This window comes from Paenibacillus massiliensis 2301065 = DSM 16942, from assembly GCF_000377505.1.
In the GTDB taxonomy this organism is placed as follows: Bacteria; Bacillota; Bacilli; order Paenibacillales; family Paenibacillaceae; genus Paenibacillus; species Paenibacillus massiliensis.
The window spans coordinates 531898-553195 of sequence record NZ_KB898187.1 but is presented as its reverse complement, the minus strand read 5'-3'; the positions used below and the strand labels follow the sequence as shown (position 1 = coordinate 553195).

Here is a 21298-nt window from a genome sequence, read left to right as displayed (position 1 = left end):
CTGTCGCCGGAGCAGGTGATCCGGCTGCAGCGGGAGCCTATACGTGCGGGAGGCGTGCGTGGTTTGTTCCGCAGCGGCGCCGGCGGTCCGGGGCGGATGGTGGAGCAAGGGTATGATCTGATCCTGACGTGCACCTGGGAGCGGACGGGAACAGCGGCAGACACGAAGGAAGCGCTGCTCCTGAAGCTGAGCTACAATTCCAGACGGCTGGAGGCAGAAGGGATGAAGCGGCTGTTCTCGGGATATGTCCGGTTGCTGACTTCTGTAGTGGATAGAATTGCTGGGACTCCGACTAATGAAGCCTAACGAGGATGGAGGTGTGGTTGATGACAGATCTGAACAAAATCAGATTCCTTGCCGGTTGTCTTCGACATATGGCATGTACCCCCAACATGGGACAGGCTCAGGAATCGGTCTACTTGTCCGAAGTAATAGAGCCATACAAGGCTATTCAAAAGCGCCTGACCACCTTAACCAAAAAGCAAAGTGAACCGGATGACGAGGAGATTGTTCAGGCACTACATGGGCTGCTGAAGGTTTTTCAAATTAAGCAGGTGCCTCTGCAGGAGCAAGCGGACAGGATTGAGGAACTGCTACAGGCTACAGGAACTGACTACCTGCTACGAGGGGCGTTAGCAGAGTTCAGAAACGAATTTTACAGTTTAAAGTGAGGGACACGCTATGCTTGAACTGGATCTGGATCTGAAGGATGAGATATGGGAGGATATCACTGCCGTCTCCGGTAATGATATAGCCATAATTGGCATGGATGTACGATTTCCACAGGCTGCTGACGCAAAGGAATATTGGGAGCATTTAAGAAGTGGTGCCGATTGTATCGGGGACTTTCCGGATGTACGGAAAAAGGATGTTGAAGCCTATCTTCGTTACCGCACTCCCGGTCAGACGGGCTTTCGGTATGCTGAAGGCGGTTACTTGGAACGGATTGATGCATTTGATCATTCCTTCTTCAAGATATCGAAAAAGGAAGCCGATTTAATGGACCCCCATCAGCGTGTTTTTCTGGAAACCGCCTGGAGGGCCATTGAAGATGCCGGGTATGGGGGGAAGCAGCTGACGGGAAGCAGTACGGGCGTATATGTCGGATTCACGCCAAGGGGTGAATACCGCAAATATATAGCCGAGGTGGAGCCCTCGTCGTCCACTGTAGCTGAAGCTGGTAATCTCAGTTCCATTGTAGCCAGCCGGATTGCCTATATTCTTGACTTGCGGGGCCCGAGCATGATCGTGAATACCGAATGCTCGTCATCCCTGGTCGCCGTGCATCTGGCATGCCGCAGTCTGCGCAGTGGCGAATGCAATATGGCTATCGCAGGAGGTGTACGGTTGTCCCTTTCGCCAATCGTCACGGATGAGAAGCTAGGCATCGAATCAGAACAGGGCAAAGTCTGTACATTCGATGATGATTCAGATGGCGCAGTCTTTGGTGAGGGTAGTGCTGCTTTGATACTCAAGCCTCTCCATGCTGCACAGAGAGATCAGGATCACATTTATGCGATAATCAAGGGCAGTGCTGTGAATCAAGACGGTGCATCCGTAGGCATCACGGCGCCCAATGTGCTTGCCCAGGAAGAGGTAATCGTCAGTGCGTGGGAGGATGCTGGTATTGATCCCGAATCCATCTCCTATGTGGAGGCCCACGGCACAGGTACGCGACTGGGGGACCCTGTAGAGATGGATGCACTGAGCCGTGCTTTTGCCAGATATACGGACCGGAAGCAATTTTGCGGCGTGGGCTCGGTGAAGACGAATATCGGGCATTTGGACAATGTAGCGGGTATCGCTTCACTGGTGAAGCTGATACTGGCTATGCAGCACAAGGAGCTTCCGTCATCCCTGCATTTTGGCACGCCGAACCGCAACATCCCATTTGAAGATACTGGGATGTATGTAGTAAATCGGCTACAGGCATGGAAAGCGGAGAACGGGGCAAGAAGAGCAGGGGTAAGCTCCTTCGGCCTGAGCGGCACGAATTGCCATTTGATCCTGGAGGAACCGTCTAGCGGGCATGAGCTCAGGGATGTACATGGAACGGCACATGCACCAGGCATATATTTGTTTACATTGTCAGCTGCAAGTAAGCAGTCTCTTGTACGGTTGATCGGTTCCACTCACAATCGCATTGCTTCGTCGCCTGAGCTGGATCTCGGCTCCATATGTCATACGCTTCATATCGGGCGAGGGCATTATGCCTACCGTCTTGCTATTGTGGTGAAGACTCGCGAACAGCTGCTGGAAGCACTGAAATCGGTGGAGAATCTGTCGGGTCAGGAGCAACAGTTAGAACAGATTGGAATCATGTGGGCAAGACATCAGATCATTGCGGATCATAAGCCAGTCCCGGCGGAGGGTGAAATATACAGTGCTCAAAGACAGGAACTGAGCTTGCTGGCTTCTCGCTGCTTGGAAGCGATTATGAATGAGCAAAGAGTGCCCTCACCGTCGTCTGTCTCTCTGGAGGGACTGTGGCTGGAGTTGGGACGATTGTATGTCCAGGGGGCCGAAGTGGAGTGGGACGAGCTTTATTACTACAGCAGCGACAGGAAGGTCAGCCTGCCTTCCTATGTATTTGAGCCAGTAAGATGCTGGCTCAACGTGCCGGACCGCTTGACGCAGGCTGAGCTTCCTCCTACATCGCAACCATGCGGCCATCCGTTGCTGGACCAGTTGCTGGTACAGACTCCTGATCACGATGTGTATTGGTCACGATTCAGTGTAGAGCAACATTGGGTCCTCAATGAGCATTGTCTGGCAGATGCCTTTATTATGCCTGGTACAGCCTATCTGGAAATGGCTCGCGCATGTGCCCGCAGGTACATGGATAGTGATTTCCTGGAATTCAGGGATGTTCATTTTATACAGTCTCTTGTGGTGCCTATAGGAGAGACCAAGGACGTTCAGACCATGATTACACGTCATCGGAATCATCTGCAATTCGTGATTGCTTCGCAAACGACTACTGCCGCCGAAAATCAATGGACCGTCTACTGCGAGGGCACGATGCTGACCTCTGGGTCCTTGCCACAGCCGTCACGCGTTGATCTACAAAGCATAACTGAACAGTGCACGCGCCATGTGGATTTATCCGTAACAGCCGATCAGGCAGAGCAGGCCCAGGATTTCCAATTCGGTCCTCGGTGGTCCAAGGTAACCCGTTCCATACAGGCAGGAAAAGAAGAAGTGCTGGCCATGCTGGAGCTGCCGGACGAATATTATTCGGACTTAAAGGATTATGAGCTGCATCCGTCTCTGTTAGATATGGCCGTCAATGCGATTACCCAGAGCACAGGCAATGGCATGTATCTTCCGCTCTCGTATAAGTCCTTCTCTATCTACAGTAGACTGCCCGGAAAGCTATATAGTCATGTCAAGCGTACGCACAGCTCCGCTAATCTGGAGGTAGTGTCTTATGATGTGCTGCTTGTCGATGAAGCTGCGAACATTATCGCCAAGGTGGAGCAGCTAACAACCAAAAAGGTCCATCGCAGGCAGCAGCAAGCCTCTCCGACATCAGGGCCATCATGGCGTCTGGCATCGCCGGAGCCGGAGTTCTACCGAATTTGTTATGCTCCCGCAACACAGCTTGCAATCAAAGCACAGGAACGACTGGCAAGGCAAGCTAGTCCCGTGCTCGTCATGAGCGATGGAAGCGAACTGGCACGTAGTATGATATCACAGCTCATGCATGCCGGTAGCAAAGTTATTGAAGTACGTTCAGGTGACGGCTTCGCTTGCGAAATGCAAGACAGGTATACGGTTGGCCGGACACAGGAGGATTACGACAGGTTGGTAAATGAGCTTGGAGCGAGCCGTCTGGGGCGGATCGTTCATTGTCTAACGGCAGGCACATCGAATAAAGAACTGAATGCGCGCCTTGAGGACGGCGTCTATAGTGTCTTCCATCTGGTCAAGGCCATTGCTGCGATGCGTCTGGTGCACCCGGTAGATGTAACGTTATTCACCCGTCATGCCCGCAGTGTTACCTCTGATGCGTCAGAGATTCATCCCGCTCATGCCGCAATGGTTGGGCTTTGCCAGGTAGTTAATCAAGAGTTCTCGACTATTAAAACGCGAGCGGTAGATGTGGACGGGACTTTCACAGCAGAACAGGCTTTGTCAGAGCTATTGCAACCCGATAGCCCATTCTACATTGCATACCGCAACGGTATCCGCTATGTAGAACAGCTGGAGGAAGTGAACCTACCGTCTGCGTCAGGAGCTGAAGCATGTATTCGGGAGCAAGGAGTGTATATTATTACCGGAGGCACAGGGGGGCTCGGGCTTGAAATTGCACGTGAACTGAGCCGAATAAAGCCTGTAAAGTTGGCTTTGCTCAGCCGTAGCGGACAGATTGAGGGAACGGAGCGACAGCAAATTCTGCATTCGATACGGCAGGCAGGCTCGGCTGTACACATCTACGCAGTAGATGTTAGCGATTGTACGGCAATGGAACGTATACTCAGCAGCATCCATAACGAGCTGGGGGCTATTAACGGTATAGTCCACTGTGCCGGCGTTGCAGGGAATGGTTACCTTCTGCCCAAGATACGTAAGGCATTCGAAGCTGTATTGCTTCCGAAAATCCAGGGAACGGATGTGCTGGATCGCGTAACTGCAGGAGAGCGGTTAGACTTCTGGATTCAGTTCTCATCCATTTCCTCTGTCTACGGATACCCGGGACAAAGCGACTATGTGGCGGCCAACGCATATATGGATGCATTTGCTGCCTATCATAGCCACAAGGGATTTAACACGGTCAGCGTGAACTGGGCTCCATGGAAGGAGACCGGAATGGCGGTCGATCATAAGCTGAAGGATGACGGGATTTTCCACATGCTGCCTACAGAGGAAGCGCTGGGCATATTCCGTAGAGTGCTGGCAGGGACCAGGAATGATTTATCGTCTGGTTCTCCAAGCCAAGTAATTGCTGGTCGACTGAATATAACGATCCTGAAGGAAACGGAACGGACAGGTTCTATGCCTTTTCGGTTGTCGCACTCTATTGAGCAGAAGCTTGAGTATGAAAGCCGTAAGGTCAATGTCCCTGCTTCCATCAAGACAACAAATGGGGAATCAACTTATGGTAATGTTGCCGCTGGAAACCAAGTTACGACAAGTCTGCACAATCCTTCGACAGCCAACAGCTTGCCGACATCCGGCAGAGGGAGCAACCACGATTATTCTTCCATTGAGCTGCACCTCTCCCGTGCTTGGGCAGAGGTGCTGGGGATGACTGATGTGGATATTTATGCCAACTTTATGGATCAAGGCGGAGACTCAATCCTGGCTGTGGAGCTGCTGAAGCGGATCGAACCGGAATTTCCGGATCAGATCAGCATTTCTGATATCTTTTCCTATCCATCCGTCAGCGAGCTGGCGGCATTTTTGATGCAGAAAACAGAGAATGCAGTGCATCCAGGTGGAGATACCATTGAATCTCAAACTATTGAACTGCAAACTACTGGTTCGCAGGCTGCTGAATCACTACCTGTTAACGATGCTTCTGCAGCTGTGGAACAGGAGGCGCTCATACGTATACTTGCAGTGCTAGAGCAGCTGGAAAAAGGAGATATTTCCGTAGCTGAGGCGGAACAAATATTGACCTGAGGGGAAGGGGAGAGATCACTTGTTCATAACGGAAGTAGTGGCCAAAATATGGGAGCCGGTATCGCAGGAATATCGCAAGGCACACCTGCAAGCTGAGCAGCTATCGGATGAGGAGCTATATGCCATTGTGGAGGATCGACTGCAGCATGCGGACAATTTTGTAGTGAACTCACGCGAGATCAACATGACCAGAGTGCTCACAACAGGCTGCGCCCATAACCATAAGAGCGGCACATTCGCTGGCTGCAGCATGTGTGATTATATGTCATTCCATGCCGATATGCTCGCTGTTGTATCTCTCTTAAAGACAAGACGCCCTGACTTATATGCACAGGCGATGCGCTTCAGCTTCGATCACGCGAGAGGAAAGAGCCCCAAGCCGGGCACGGTCGAATTGGTTACAGGACATGATTGTCTGAATCCGGAAGAGATTCCTGACGAGGCATTTGATGAGATGTTCAATAAGGAGAGTCTGTTCAGCCGACGTCCCTACATGACCATCTTTGAGACCAGAGTAAACAGCATAACTCATGAACGGCTGCTGAAGTGGAAGGACAAGCTCGGCAAGAAGGTAGCGGTAGAGGTTGGAATTGAAGTGTGGAATGAGTGGGTGAGGAACCACTGGATTCACAAAAATCTAAGGGAACGCAAAATCGTCGAGGCGATCCAAATCGTTAAAGATACCGGATGCGAAATGAGTGCCAATATTCTTATAGGGCTGCCGGGGGTAACCGAGGAGTGGTCCATTCAGCTGTTCAAGGAAACTTTTTTCAAGCTGTGTGATCTTGGAGCGCATTATGTGCTGTGCTCTCCGTTAAGCCGCAAAGAAAAAACGCTTCAAGGATACCTGCATCGGGGCCTGCAATCGAATGCCCGTTTAAGCGAGCTTGGTCTGGCGAGAGGGGAGGAGACGGGTATGCCATCCGTATTCACAGTGGCCGAGGCCATCATTCAGGTTAGCCAGGAAAGGCCCGAATTATTGTCGCGGATGGTTTTGAGTCCGCTGAACTTCCCTGCTTATCTAGAATTGCAGCTTGGCATTCACCGTGAGAACCCAGAAATGACAGCATGCATCAACGTCCTTGGTGATGCCTTCAAGCAATTTGCTGCTGACAAAAATGTAGCTGCACTGCTTGAGGCTTACAAAGGCTTGCATGATACGGAGAGCTATGCGAGCTATGTTGCATTGAAGGACAGGCAGCGGAATGCAGGTTCCTTGAGGAGCATGTTCCGCACGCTGGGTGAGGAGATCGCCAAGGACTTGTGGCCGGACGAATGGGAACAGAAAATCGCTGTGCTGGAAAGTGAGCTGGCATCTTTGTCGGAGCCTGCTGTGCCATCGGTATAAGTGTGTCATCATCAAGCGGAAAGGAGAAACAGACTGTGACGCAGGCTAAAAACTACATTCTCAATCAAGTAGCCTTAGGCAAGCTGTCCAGGTACAAAGCCGCTGCGCTACTGCAGGAGCTGGGGACAGCACAGGAGAAGCCGCTGGGGTCGGAGGTGCGGCAGACGCAGGCTGCGCGGGCGAAGGATATCGCGATTATCGGGATGGCCGTGCGCTTTCCCGGGGCCTCCAGCCTGCCCGAGTATTGGGACCGGATCGCGGCGGGCGAGGATCAGACCGGTCTGCCGGGGGCGGAGCGACGCCGTGTCATGGCTCCCGTCTATGAGCGTCTGTTCGGCGTGGCCGAGATTCCCGAGGACGCTTGCGAGCCGGGCGGCTATCTGGAGGAGGTAGACCGGTTCGATCCGGCTTTCTTCGGCATCTCCTTCAAGGAGGCCCTCCTGATGAGTCCGCTGCAAAAGATCATGCTGGAGACCGTATACCGGGCTACCGAGCATGCCGGGCTCACGCTGGGGCGACTGGCAGACACCGTTACTGGCGTGTTCATCGGGCGGGATCATGCCTGTGTCAGCCTGTACAACGAATATGTCGGCAACCTGCACCCACTGGCGCTGACCGGGGCCTATGCGGCGGTGCTGGCTAGCCGCATCTCCCAGGTGCTGAAGTTGACCGGGCCGAGCCTCCTGATTGATACGGCCTGCTCTTCCGCGCTCGTGGCGGTGCATCAGGCGTGCCGGGCATTGCAGCAGGGGGAGTGCACGCTGGCGATTGCCGGGGGCATCAACGTGAAGGACGGGCTGCTGCGCAGCGGGGATAACCCGATCGATCGAATCGTCACCGGGGGCGCCCGGGTACGCACCTTCGATGAGTCTGCGCAAGGAACGCTGATCAGCGAGGGGGCAGGAGCGGTGGTGCTGAAGCCGCTGCAGCAGGCGTTGGCGGATGGGGACCCCGTGCAGGCGATCATTCGGGGCAGCGCGGTGAACAATGACGGAGGGACGCGGCGGATGGCGACGCCGCGAGCCGAGACGCAGGCCCAGGTGCTGACGCAAGCGTGGCAGGACGCCGGGGTGGAAGCCGAGAGTCTGTCGTATGTGGAAGCGCACGGAATCGGGACGTATGTGGGAGACCCGATCGAAATCCGGGCGCTGCGCCAGGCGTTTGAGACGCAGACCTCGCGGAAGCAGTTTTGCGCCGTGTCTGCGGTAAAGGCGAATATCGGGCACACGGTGGCGGCGTCGGGCATGGCGTCGCTCATCAAAGCCGTGCTGGCTCTACAGGAGCGGAAGCTGCCGCCCCTGCTGCATTTTGAACAGCCGAATGCGCACATTGACTTTGCCGCTAGCCCGGTGTATGTGAACGATCGGCTGCGGGTGTGGGAGAAGGCAGCGACGCCGCGTCGCTGCGGCGTCAATTCATTTGGCTTTGGCGGTACGAACGTCCATGTAGTGCTGGAAGAGGCCCCGGAGACCCTGGAGGCGGCGCAGCTGGCCAGCGGGCCCACCGACGTGATGTCTGGGACCCCAGAGATGCGGCGTGAGCAGGCGGCTCCAGGACCGCTGGAGCAAGTGCTGGAGCCTGTGGAGAATGAACCAGACTGGAGGGGGAGCGACGGAGAAGGCGCTACGCATGCCGGGACGGTTCATCTGCTGGTGCTGTCGGCACGGACGGAGGCGACGTTACGGTCCTTGATACAGACGTACAGTGAATTCATGCTGAAGAGCAAGGATTCGCTGGAGTCAATATGCTATACGGCTGCCACTGGACGAGATGTCTACCAGTACCGTCTGGCGCTGGTCGGTCGTACTCGCGCGGAACTGGCTGCCAAGCTGAAGCGGCTGATCGAGGAGACGGAAGCCGTATGGCTTGAGCTGAACGGTTCCAGAACGCCGCCTGGGCTGGAGGGAATATGTTACGGCGTGTGCGAGACCGTACTGGGCCGTGCGGCCAGCGAGTCTGCCGCTGCGAAGATGTCGCAGGAGTCCGGCGAGATCGTGGACAGCCAAGCTGCTGCCAGGGGCGAAGACGCGCTGAATGCTGGCGAGATGCTGGAGCTGGCGCGGCAGTACAGCGCCGGAGCGGATATCGCATGGGAGGCATGGTACCGTAAGCGCATGCCGCAGGTGCGACTGCGGCGGGTCGCCGTGCCGGAATATCCGCTGGAGCGAGTCTCCTGCTGGTACCTGGAAGAAGCGCATGCCAGCCTGTTCCGGCGTCCGAGGGCTGCCGCCCAACATGCGGAAGGCGAGGTTGAGCCGCCGAAGCAGCGACGTACCGATCGACTGCGACGGGGAGCGCGGGATTCAGGCAGTTCCGCCGTGGCCGAGATGACCGAAGCAGCGGGAAGGCAGACGGAGGCCTCGTTATCCGCGTCAGCGTCAATCGAATCGATTACCGAAGGGGGCTCACTCCGCCCGAAATCCTCTGAGGCAAAGGACGCCTGGGAACGAGGAACAGGCACGGAGGTGCGGTTGATTGGGCGTGCCAGCGGCGTGTACAGCGAGCGGGAGCAGGAGGTGGCGACCGTTTGGGGCAGCGAGCTGGGGCTGGAGGAAATTGCGGTGGATGAGAACTATTACGAACTGGGCGGCGATTCGATCAGCGGAATACGAATAGCGAATCGGTTGAATGAGCATATGCAGGCAGAGACAAGTCTGACGGAGCTGATGCAGCATCCGACGGTGGCCGAGCTGGCGGCCTTCCTTGAGGCCAAGCCGGCAGAAGGGGCCGAGTCCTGGATGATGAAGCCAGCTCCGCGGCAAGAGGACTATCCATTGTCGTCTGCCCAGATGCGAATGATGGTTCATGATCAGATGGTAGGAGGAATCGCCTATAATCTTCCCAGGGTCTTGTTGATACAAGGCAGACTTGAAGTAGAGAGAGTTCAGAGTGCGCTGCATACCTTGATACAGCGGCATGAGACGCTCCGTACCTCCTTTCATCTAATTCGGGGGGAATACAGGCAGCGGGTACAGGCTGAAGTTGATTTTCGGCTCACTGTAGTGGAATGTCCTGAGCCTGCCTTCAATCAGGAGCATTTGGAAGGCTTTGTGCAGCCGTTTGACTTGCAGCAAGCGCCTTTGTTCAGGGCGGTCCTTATGCGCTTCTCAGATTCGTCGTATGCTCTGCTGCTGGATATGCATCATATCATTTCGGATCGTGCTTCAATGGCCGTGCTGATTGGCGAGTTCTCACATCTGTACGAAGGTGAGCCATTGCCTTCCCTTACACTTCAATATAAGGATTATGCCAACTGGCAATTCCATGCCTTGCAGTCGGAGACGCTTCAGCGTCAGGAGAGGTACTGGATGGATGTGTTCTCCCAGAGCTTGCCCAGTCAAGAGCTGCCTGTGGATTATCCACAAAGACGAGGTGAGAAGCAGAGCGAGACGCTGGAGGTCCATGAACTGGACAAGTTGTTTTATGAGCGGCTCATCCGTTTCAGTGCTGCCGAGGGCATGACACATAACATGGTCTTATTTGCAGTTTATAGCGTACTGTTGTCCAAATGGATCGGAGCAACTGATATTTCTATAGGCACAAGCATTTTGGGGAGAAACAACAAAGGATTGGAAGGAATTGTGGGGATGTTTGTGAATACCTTGGCCATCCGCACCGGTCCAATGGAGGAGCTAACCTTCCGGGAATTTCTGACTCGTACAAAAAGCGCCATGGTTAATGCCTACGCTAACCAGGAGTATCCCTACGAAATGCTGGTAGAGCTGCTGCGCAAGCGGCATCAAGTAACTGTGGAGTCGTTGTTCCGGACAATGTTCATTATGCAAAACATGAAATATCCAGAAGTGAAGCTGGGAAGAGCGCAGGTGGAGCCTTACTATATACCGACAGATACAAGATTTGATCTACAGCTTGACGTCTTTGAATCCGGTGAAGGTCAGTTGAATGTGTGCTTTATGTACTCTGACAGCTTATTCAAGCAGACTACGATCCAATGGCTCATGTCATCGTATTTGAGCCTACTCGCTGCAGGTATAGAATCACCTGATATCAGACTGGGAGATATGTACATTCCTCTGATGCGGGAAGCATGCGTGGAAGAGGGGTTCCCGTATGAATAACCTGGCTCTATTGCTTATGCAATGTGTACTGATCATCAGTGTTGTTGCCGTATTCAAATGGATGCTGTCCAAGATGGGACAACCTGGTGTGATTGGAGAGATTCTGGCGGGGATTACTCTTGGACCATCTCTGCTTGGGCGGATATTTCCTGACGCACACGCTATCATTTTTCCAGCTCAATCGCTCGGTGCCCTGGATATGTTAAGCCAGCTTGGCCTTATGATTTTTATGTTCATCGTAGGCATGGAACTGAATATTGGGGCATCAAAGAAAACGTTTCGGAGTGTTTTCGCCATTAGCTACACTAGCATCATCATTCCTTTCTTTCTTGGAGTAGGATTGTCTTTCTTGTTATATCCAAGCTACGCACCGGCTAATATTCCGTTCCTGCCTTTCGCTCTGTTTATGGGTACTGGTATGAGTATAACGGCGTTCCCAGTTCTGGCGCGCATTCTTCGTGACCAGAAAATAGATCATACAGAATTGGGCTCGACCGCTATGATGTGTGCATCCATTGATGATGCCTCTGCATGGTGCATTTTGGCGTTTGTTACTGCGACTGTCGGCTCGGGAAGCACTGGCGGGGCACTAATTACAGTGTTATACACACTGCTCTATATCATGGTCATGCTCTTCGTGATTCGCCCCTTGTTAAACGGAGAGTGGCTTGGACGATTAAGACGCTCATGGAGCATGACTGTGTTCACAGTAGTTCTGGTCATCCTGTTCAGCTCTTCGTGGATGACTGAAATGATAGGCATTCATGCGATGTTCGGCGCATTTCTGGCGGGTGTCATTATGCCTCGTAATGGCGTGTTTCTTAAAGAAATTACAAAAAGGCTTGAGTATGTAAGTCTGTCCTGGCTCTTACCTATTTTCTTTGTGCTGACAGGTCTCAAGACCGATCTACTGCTATTCAGCCAAGGGGGGCTATGGTTAGTCACCATTGGAATCATTCTAATCGCGATCATCGGAAAATTGGGCGGAGCTGCAGGGACAGGACGCCTAATTGGCTTGTCGTGGAAAGATTCTCTTTCTTTGGGGGTACTTCTTAATACGCGTGGCTTGATGGAGCTGACAGTGTTGAATATCGGATATGATCTCGGAATCATTAGTCCAGAGATTTTTGCGGCGATGGTAGTCATGACACTGATTACTACATGCATGACGGGGCCGGCTCTTCTTACCATTCAGCGTGCGTTCAGTAAAGACTCGCTGTTGTCTCGACACACTCGCCGTACCACAATGGAACAGGAGAGAGGGACGTATTAGGTTCAAGAAGTTGCTGCCGAAAAGTGAGGTGACGAAAATGAGAGTAACTGATCACATTGCAGAGAACATTATGATCTCCAGTGGAAGATATGAGCATGAGCGCAAATATTGGGTACACAGGCTGCGGGGAAGCAGCAAGCCTGCCGCTTTTCCCGGGGATGCTGGCACTGCTGTCCGAAGTGGTAATGGAGGTGTGGAGATGAAGGAGTACTGCTACCAGTTTCCCAATTTTGTGTCCGCCAAACTGCTTGATGCTTGTGGCCCTGCGCGTGCAGCCCTGTTCATCGTCTTGTTGACAGGAGTTGTGGATTTGCTGCATCGAACAACAGGAAAGGAGGATATACTGATCGGTATGCCTGTCGTTCGCCCCGTGTCTGATGCAACTGTGAATAGACATGTGCAGCTACTGGCTATCCGATATGTGTGGCAGGCAGACCAGACCTTTAGAGAATTCAGTGAATCGATGCAATCGGTGCTCGCTGAAGCCTGTCGATTTGCTCATTATCCACTGAGCCGCATCTTCGAGGAATTGGGCTGGACACAGCCGGGCAACGAGCCACAGCTTCCTATTGTGGCATCTATGGATAGGATTCATGATTCATCTGCCATATATGCTATACCGGGGATGCTGGACTTTCGATTTGCATTGTACAACAGACGTTTACAATTGAGACTACTGTATGACTCTGCGTATTTCTCATCCTCGTATGTGCAACAGATCGCACATGTGCTGCAACAATATTATAAGAGTGTGATGACAGCTCCATCCATACGGATGGAAGATGCCGCGTTGGCATTCGAAGAAGACATTGCAGCACTGGTTCATTCTCATACTAGTTCGGATCTGGTGGTTGATGTATCTGAGCCGATCGAGGAAGCAGGAGTATCGACCTTGTATGTGGCACCAAGGAATGCTCTCGAGGCTGAACTTGCAGCCGCGTGGTCCGAGGTGCTGGGTGTAACGCAAATAGGCATGCATCATAATTTCTTTCGGCTTGGTGGCGATTCAATTAAAGCGATCCGTCTGTCAGCAGCGCTGTGGAAATACAATCTAAAGATGCGGGATCTGTATACATATCCCACGATTGCGGAGCTCGCAGCAAGCGGTTTACAGGAGGTCCAGCATGTAATTAGCCAGGAAGCTGTGAACGGTCCAGTTATGCTTACACCGATTCAGCACTGGTTTTTCTCTGATCCGGCGCGATACGTCGAGCCACTGGACCAAGCTGTCATGCTGTACCGGGCAACAGGCTTTCAGGAGCAGCTCATACAAGATGTGTGGACACTTCTGATGCGTCACCATGATGCATTGCGCATGAAGTATGAACAGAGCGACGGTACGGTGCATCAGTATATTGGGGACGAACATGATACTAATTTTGGCTTCACTGTTCTGGACTATACACAGCAAGCATTGACGCAGGAGGAGGTTAACACAGCCATAGCTGCCTCCAGAGGGCGACTTCAGTGGCTTCAGGGACAGCTGATCCAGTTTACATTGTTTCAGACCTCTCAGGGGGATCATTTGCTGATTCATCTTCATCATTTGTTGATTGACGGGATATCCTGGCGTATTTTGCTTGAAGATTTTGCGCGCGGCTATGCTGCGCTGGAGCAAGGAGAGGCTTTCCATTTGAGTCCCAAGACTCACTCTTACCAAGCATGGGCCGACCAACTGATACAATATGCTGCAAGTGAAGCTATAGCCAGCGAAGCCTCTTATTGGAAACGAGTGCTCATAGCGCCGGTAGAAGGACTGCCTGTACCATCTGATGCGATGCTGGAAGAACCGTTGAGCGAGAAGCAGGCTGTTCTGCGGCGACACATCGCATTTACACGAGTGCAGACAGAGCAGTTGAAGGAGCAGTCCAATCGACTTCATCTCAGTATGGACAGCTACTTGCTCGCCGCGGTTGCTCGCGCTTTGCAGAAATGGGCGGGCATTCGACGCATTCGTGTTGATCTGGAAGGACATGGACGTCAGGAAGTACTGGATGATATCAATACAAGCCGCACTGTGGGTTGGTTCACTTCGTTGTATCCCGTATTGCTGCAGGCTGAAGAAGGGAGCTACTTGGATGACGTGCGGAGCATCCAGAGTATGCTGGAGCAGGTCCCTAACAGAGGACTTGGTTATGGTGTGCTTCGCTATCTTGCTCCTCATTTGCTTGGCGAACATGGAGACACGGCCGACGCACCAATAAGCTTCAATTATTTGGGGGAATTTGAGCAGGAATGGAATACAGAAGTCTTCAGCTTGTCAAGCTTATCCACGGCTGGCACTGTTCAAGAGCATGTTGGGGCTACACACCAAATGGACATTAACAGCGTAATTACCGATCAGCGTCTTTACATCACAGTGCAATGCAGTGCAGTGTTGGAGGAGGCGCCTGTAGGGCAGTTCCTGTCTATCTATGAGCACATACTGAGCAGTCATTTGGCAGATGTGGTGGAGGAGGAAGCTGATCCTGGAATAATGATCACTTCTGGAAAGCGGAAGCTGGAAGGGATAAGACCTTTTAACGAACTCTTTTATAAAGATTGTTTTTATAATGCGTTGTTCTCTGTTCTTGATTATTTCGGGACAAGCATTGATCCTTTTCTGGCTAACGATGTCTTCATCTACAGCGCCAGGGATAGCCGTCAGCCCCTGCTGGTCGAGATTGACTTCATGCCGCAGGAGGATATCCTGCGTCTGATCCGCAAGTGTGGACTCGAGGTGACTACCAGAGCCATCAGTCGCAATATCATTGCAGATATCGAATGGGCACTCACCGGAGGGCGTCCTGTAGTTGTCCGCATTGATTGCTATTATGAGCGATACCGTCAGGATACGTATCATACGAAGCATTGGCCTCATACACTGCTGGTTACAGGTTTTGATAAGGAGCTGCGGCAGTTCAGCATCTTTGAGCATAGCCATATTAATGGGCTGGATTATGCAGAGCAGCATATGTCCTATGAGGAAATGCTGGAATGCTATAATGGTCTACTGGAGCATTTCAGAGTAAGCGAGCAATATCCGTCCTTCCTGGCATTCTGGTCGGACGCGCAGGTGTCTCCAGCAGATCAAAGTGCGGCATGGAGGTACTGGGCAGGCGCCATGCAGGCGCATCGCGGACTGCTGACAGAGCGCCTGGGACGCACTGAAGAACTGATTCGGGAGCTTGATTCCAGTCTGTTGAACGAAATGCAGCTCAAGACCGATGCAGATTTGATCTCGTCCTCCATGACGGCTATTTTACGACATAAATACGTGGAGGCTTATCGACTGAATCGCTTGCTACCGTCTTCATTTGGAGGGCGTCAACTTGTGGAAGACATGATCGAGTCTGTTAAATCTCTGGCCTTGGTCATAGATAAATTTCGCTTCTCTTCGAAGTTCAGACCGGAATCGTTAGCGAGAGGACTGGAAGGATTGCAGCGTTTGCCTGCGCTGGAGCAGAGCTATTATAACGGGCTGTATCAATGGTTTGCACAACAGCAGCAGCAAGAGCAAGACCCTGCAAGCAAAGGAAGTGAAGATCATGAGTGAGCCTAAGATTCCCATAGAATATGAACTTACGCGAGCCCAGCAGCGCATCTGGTATCTGGAGCAACTTCACCCGGATATTCCTATGGGAAATATCGGAGGACCTGTCATTATACACGGCCCGATCCAAGCGTCAATCCTCAGGACAGCAATCCATACATTTATATACCGCAATGATGGCATTCGGCTGCATATGTGCCTAAGAGACAACCAGGTGAAGCAGTATGTGGCGCAATATCAAGAACCGAATATTGAGTTTGTAGATTTCGCGGAGGAAGCCAATCCTGAACAAGCCTTGAAGGAGTGGGTAGAGAATCACGCACAGACTCGCTTCGCTTTGCTGGATCAGGATTTATTCCGCTTTTCTATCTTCCGTCTACATGAGCAGATGTTCGGCTATTTGCCCGTGTTGCATCATCTCATTGCTGACGGCTGGACGATGCAACTGCTAACTACCCAGATCAGCAGCAGTTATGAGATGCTGTGTCAGGGCTTAACGCATGATGCCTCTGATCAGTTGTCACTGCTTCCGTCATACAGGGAACACATTGCCAGGGAGAGGGCGTATCTTCAATCCGAGCGGCACCGCAAAGACAAGCTTTTCTGGCAAAATCTATTCGCAGAAACGTCGGAAATGTGGACCGAGACAGCCTCCTCATCTCCGACTGGGCAACGATTAACATACATCATAGATTCACATACTTCGGGGATGATCCGGGAATGCGCCAATTGCTGTGGCGTATCCCTGAATGTCCTGTTCGTATTCCTGTACTTGGTCTATTGCAACAAAATTACAGGACACACCGATATTGTCCTTGGCACTCCAGTCTTGAACCGTTCGGGAAGACAGGAGAAGAGCATGTGCGGGATGTTCACCAATGCAATGCCCTGCCGATTTGTACTGGATGAAACAAGCACAGCGCAAGAGACTCTGCAGAGCATTAGCCGCCAATTGGCGGCTTTTTACCGTCATCAGCAATATCCATATGAACAAATCGTACGGGACCTGGAGCTGCATAGTCGTGGGATCAGGGGCCTGTATGGAGCTTGTGTCAATTACTATAACAACAGGCTGAGCATACGAATGAATGACCATACTGTTGAGAACCTTGAGTTCTATAACGGATATCAGCCTTATGCGTTGCAATGGATTATCCGGGAATGGTACGAGCAGGGCGAATTGAGCTTTGATATCGACTTTCAGACAGCCATCTATCAAGAATCGGACATTCATGTTATGTATAAAGGCGTTTGCGCTCTGATAGAGCAGTGGGCTGCTAATCCGTATGTGCGGCTGGATCAGATGGATTTGCTGCTGGAGGCGGACAGGCAGGCTGTGCTGGAGCAATTTAATGATATCCAGAAGCCTGATCGAGCGGATGGATCTGCGGCAACGGTCATTGAAAGATTTGATCAACAGGCAAGACGAACCCCCGACCGCATTGCAGTACGACAGAATGGTCGTTGCTTGAGCTACTTGCAGCTGTATGAGGCAAGCAATCAGTTAGCACAATGGCTGCGCAAGAAGATAGGGCATCGGCAGGCCATCGTGGCCGTCTGCTGCACGCACTCGTTTGACATGGTGATCGCCATTCTGGCTGTACTTAAAGCGGGTGCTGCCTATTTGCCGATGGACCCGCAGTCTCCATTGGAACGATTAGGCTGGATGCTGCGCGAGGCTTCCTGTGAGCTGTTGCTTACGAATTGTGCTCATGGCCAGGCAGCGGGTGCTGCTGTCGAGGCGGTACAGGTAATTGACCTTGCAAGCCATCAGACATTCCGTACTGAGAGTTCGGCGGCTCCAGAGGCATATCCAGACGAGAGCGATCTTGCGTATATCATGTACACGTCCGGCTCCACAGGACAGCCGAAAGGGGTTATGATCGAGCATCGTTCGTTGCTTAATTATATCGAATGGGCTAATGATACATACACCACCGAAGAAGAGGAAGTCTTCGCTCTGTATACTTCGATTGCCTTCGATCTGACGGTTACATCTATATTCACTCCCTTGATTGCCGGGCACCAGATTGACATCTACGATCCTTATGAGGCAGATGCTGACTTCGTGCTGTATCGGGTCGTCCAATCAGGCGAGGCAACAGTTCTCAAGCTGACGCCATCCCATTTAGCTTTACTGCGTCATGTCCAGAACGGCCCAGGGAGACTAAGAACGCTGATTGTCGGCGGCGAAGCCCTACCAAGTGCTTTATGCGAGTCATTAGGAAAAGAATGGCTGGAGCAGGTTCACATTTTCAATGAATATGGACCTACAGAGGCGACCGTCGGCTGCATGATTCATCGCTATGATCCGACATGTCCGCTTACGACGGTGCCTATTGGCACTCCTGCAAGGGGGATGCAGATCTATGTACTCGATCGGCACCTGCATCCGGTTCCAACAGGAGTGAAGGGACAAATCTATATTGCAGGTGAGGGAGTTGCCAGAGGATACCTGCATCAACCGGAGCTGACTTATACTGCATTTATCGCTAATCCTTTTAGGCAAGGTACGGTAATGTATGCGACTGGAGATGTGGGAATGTACTTAACTCCTGCAATGGCTGGAAATGATGATACTAGCTGCGTACAGTCACAAGAACTGCTCCTTATGTATTGCGGCAGGGCAGACCGCCAGCTTAAGGTCAGGGGACATCGAGTTGAGCCGGCTGAAATTGAGCGGCACCTGCTTCAGCAGCCTGAGATTCGTCAAGCAGTCGTTGTCTTGCGGAATATATCAGGACAGGAACGTGAGGTGCTCTGCGCGTATATCGTGCGGCAGGCTGATCATCATGGGGATTCACTGACGCCGCCTGAGCTTCAGGACTGTCTGCGTATGGAGCTGCCTGAGTATATGATTCCTTCATTTATAATCACAGTAGACCAAATGCCACTTACATTAAACGGAAAACTCTCCTTAGAAGCCCTGCCACTTCCTGAATTGGGAGATCTTCAGCCACTGTTGCCCGGGAACGGGAATAACCTCACTCCGGAGGAACAAGCCTTGCTTGCAGGTATGAGAGATATTATGCGTCAGGATTCCATTCAATTGGAGGACGATTTTTATGCACTTGGCGGGGACTCGATCATCGCTATCCAGGTAACCGCTGCCGTCAGAGACAGAGGGTACGGTCTCCATACATCAGATATATTGCAGCATCCGCATCTGCGAGATTTGGCTAGGTACATGACCAGGACACAAGCTGAACATATTGGTCAGCAGCCACGCACAGGGGATATTAAGCCGACACCAATGAGTGTCTGGTTCTTTGCTCAGTCTCTTCCCAATCCGGAACATTATAACCAGTCTGTGCTCCTGCATTTCAAGAAGCCGGTAACCACAACACAATTGGAGGCTGTTTGGCTAAAGCTTGTACAACATCATGATGCCTTGCGAATCAATTACAATCTCTCTCGTGGCACCTTATTTTATAACGAAAAACATCTGGCGGCTACTGGCATCATTGAACAGGTAAATTTGCTTGGCCTGAGCCGGGCAGCACAGCAATCTGAGATGAATCGAATCGCTTCAGCCATGAAGTCCGGATTTGAGCTTACCGATAGTTTGTTGATCAGAGGATGTTTCTTTTTGCTGCAACCGAGAGAGCTGCGACTGCTGGTATCCGCCCATCATCTCACTGTAGACGCTGTATCGTGGCGTATTTTGCTGGAGGATGTCCAGTTGCTGCTGCAACAGCTTTCGAACGGATTGCCTATGCAGCTTCCGGCCAAAACACATTCCTATCAGGAATGGGCCGTGGCTTTGCACAATAATAAATTGCATTCTTCAGTATCCATTTTGGAGTATGAGGAGGAATTTAATTCAAGTTCGGCGAAATTGGAAAATAACGTATTTCATGCGACAGGCGAATTGACACGGTCATTGGATCCGTACATGTTATCGTCCATGAACTTTGCCTATCATACGCATACTGAGGATATTCTGCTCATTGCGTTGGCGCTGACTGTCAATGACCTAACTGGCAGACAGCAGCTGGACGTAGAGGTGGAGGGACATGGCCGACAAGCCCCGTGGCCAGAGCTGGATCTCAGCCGAACTGTCGGTTGGTTCACCAGCATGGATTGGCTAATGCTTACTATAACTTCTCTTCCTGAGCGGGAGCAGATCCAATCGCTTAAGGAGCAGATTCGGCAAGGGCGGAATATACAGGGTCATCGGTCAGCTGCACGGGGAGAGTTTATTCGTTTTAATTTTCTGGGGCGTATCGCAGATACCTTGGACAATGAATGGTTCACTACCGAGCTATCCCTTCAGGAGGATGACTGCGCACAGAGCAATATGTACAAAGGAATGCTCGAGATGAATAGCTACATGGTTCAAGGAAAATTCCATATGAAGATACGCTGCAGAGATCGTACTTTCCTGAATCATGGTCCGAAGGTCTGGCTGCAAAGCTATATAAGTAGACTTGATCGTCTTATTCGCCATTGTACGAATGTGCAGCGGCCCCGATTTACACCGTCAGATTTTGCTACCATCGAATTGTCACAGCACGAATTAAATGAACTGTTTCATGCATGAGCTGCTAAAGAATAAGGGGAGGCGACAGGAATGAGCATATCTCTGCGGGAACGCTTTTTGAAGGTGCTGAATATGTCATTGGATCATGAGCATACAGTTGTTGACCTCGAGGCTGACCTGCTGGCTTTAGGATTCAATTCCATTTCATATGTAAAGCTGGTAGTCCTTGCGGAGGAGGAGTTCGGCATCGAATTCAATGATCAGGATCTGGATATCAGGAAATTTAACAATCTGGAGGATGTACTACGGTGCATTGAGCACAAGCTGAAGGAGACACCAGCACAAGGCGGGAGGCTGTCATGATTACCAGAGAGCCACTTATTGCAAGACTGGAGCAGAAGTGCTTGGTTGGAGTTACTTCAATTGTGAGCCTCCATGATACCGGGGCCTCTGAGCCTTTATTATGGGGAATGTTCTATCATTTAGATCAATCCCTTCAGATTCAGCGGAAGCCGGAATTCCCGTGTGTGTATGAACTGGAAATCTGGTCGGAAAAAGAATTCAAATCTCCTCCGGACCCTGCGAAGGAGAAATTTATGTACATGGTAGGCGTAGAGGTAGATGACCTGTATGACATTCCCCATGGCTGTATTGGAAAGACGTTGCCGTCTGGCGACCACGCTATCTTCACGTATACTGGCAAGCCTATCTATATCCTTAAAGCATATATGTATATTTTCAAGCAATGGCTGCCACAATCCGGCTATACAATGCCATTCAACTATAATTATGCCTATTACAAGCAGAGCGAGTCCCCTCATGATGAGAATTCGATTATAGAGATTTGTCTGCCTATAGTACCGGCTGTTCCCGAACAGCTCGTCCACGCCGGCCAAGGGCCTGCAATTATAGGCAAAAAAAATCGGGAAGCCTAACCCGACATTCCTTACACTAT

Annotated in this window: 10 protein-coding genes; all 10 read left to right on the top strand. The window is 51.6% G+C overall.

The window, feature by feature from the left end; all coding sequences use genetic code 11:
* The coding region (locus D328_RS31185; protein ID WP_026281086.1) for a hypothetical protein at positions 1–306 on the top strand (306 nt) is incomplete at its 5' end.
* A gap of 20 nt (positions 307–326) precedes the next feature.
* Positions 327–671, top strand: a complete 345-nt coding sequence (locus D328_RS0108910) for a hypothetical protein (RefSeq protein WP_018884646.1) — start codon at positions 327–329, stop codon at positions 669–671.
* 10 nt (positions 672–681) lie between these two features.
* Positions 682–5628, top strand: coding sequence for a type I polyketide synthase (locus tag D328_RS28670; protein WP_018884645.1), 4947 nt, complete (start codon positions 682–684; stop codon positions 5626–5628).
* 19 nt (positions 5629–5647) lie between these two features.
* Complete coding sequence (locus tag D328_RS0108900) at positions 5648–6976, top strand: hypothetical protein (protein ID WP_018884644.1); 1329 nt, start codon at positions 5648–5650, stop codon at positions 6974–6976.
* A 35-nt stretch (positions 6977–7011) separates the two neighbouring features.
* Entirely contained in the window at positions 7012–11055 is a 4044-nt protein-coding gene (locus tag D328_RS30215) for a condensation domain-containing protein (protein WP_018884643.1), read from the top strand.
* Complete coding sequence (locus D328_RS28660) at positions 11048–12328, top strand: cation:proton antiporter domain-containing protein (protein ID WP_018884642.1); 1281 nt, start codon at positions 11048–11050, stop codon at positions 12326–12328. Before D328_RS30215 ends, D328_RS28660 begins: the two co-directional genes overlap by 8 nt.
* On the top strand, positions 12252–15863 hold the full coding sequence (locus D328_RS28655) for a condensation domain-containing protein (protein ID WP_324608928.1): 3612 nt from the start codon (positions 12252–12254) through the stop codon (positions 15861–15863). Before D328_RS28660 ends, D328_RS28655 begins: the two co-directional genes overlap by 77 nt.
* A complete protein-coding gene (locus D328_RS0108885; RefSeq protein WP_018884640.1) occupies positions 15856–20403 on the top strand; it encodes a non-ribosomal peptide synthetase in 4548 nt (1515 codons plus the stop codon). Before D328_RS28655 ends, D328_RS0108885 begins: the two co-directional genes overlap by 8 nt.
* Positions 20404–20433: 30 nt before the next feature.
* Positions 20434–20706 (top strand): acyl carrier protein, encoded by a 273-nt coding sequence (locus tag D328_RS30210; RefSeq protein ID WP_018884639.1) that lies wholly within the window; start codon positions 20434–20436, stop codon positions 20704–20706.
* Positions 20703–21278, top strand: coding sequence for a GyrI-like domain-containing protein (locus D328_RS28645; protein ID WP_018884638.1), 576 nt, complete (start codon positions 20703–20705; stop codon positions 21276–21278). The genes D328_RS30210 and D328_RS28645 overlap by 4 nt, the downstream gene beginning before the upstream one ends.
* Positions 21279–21298 lie beyond the last annotated feature (20 nt).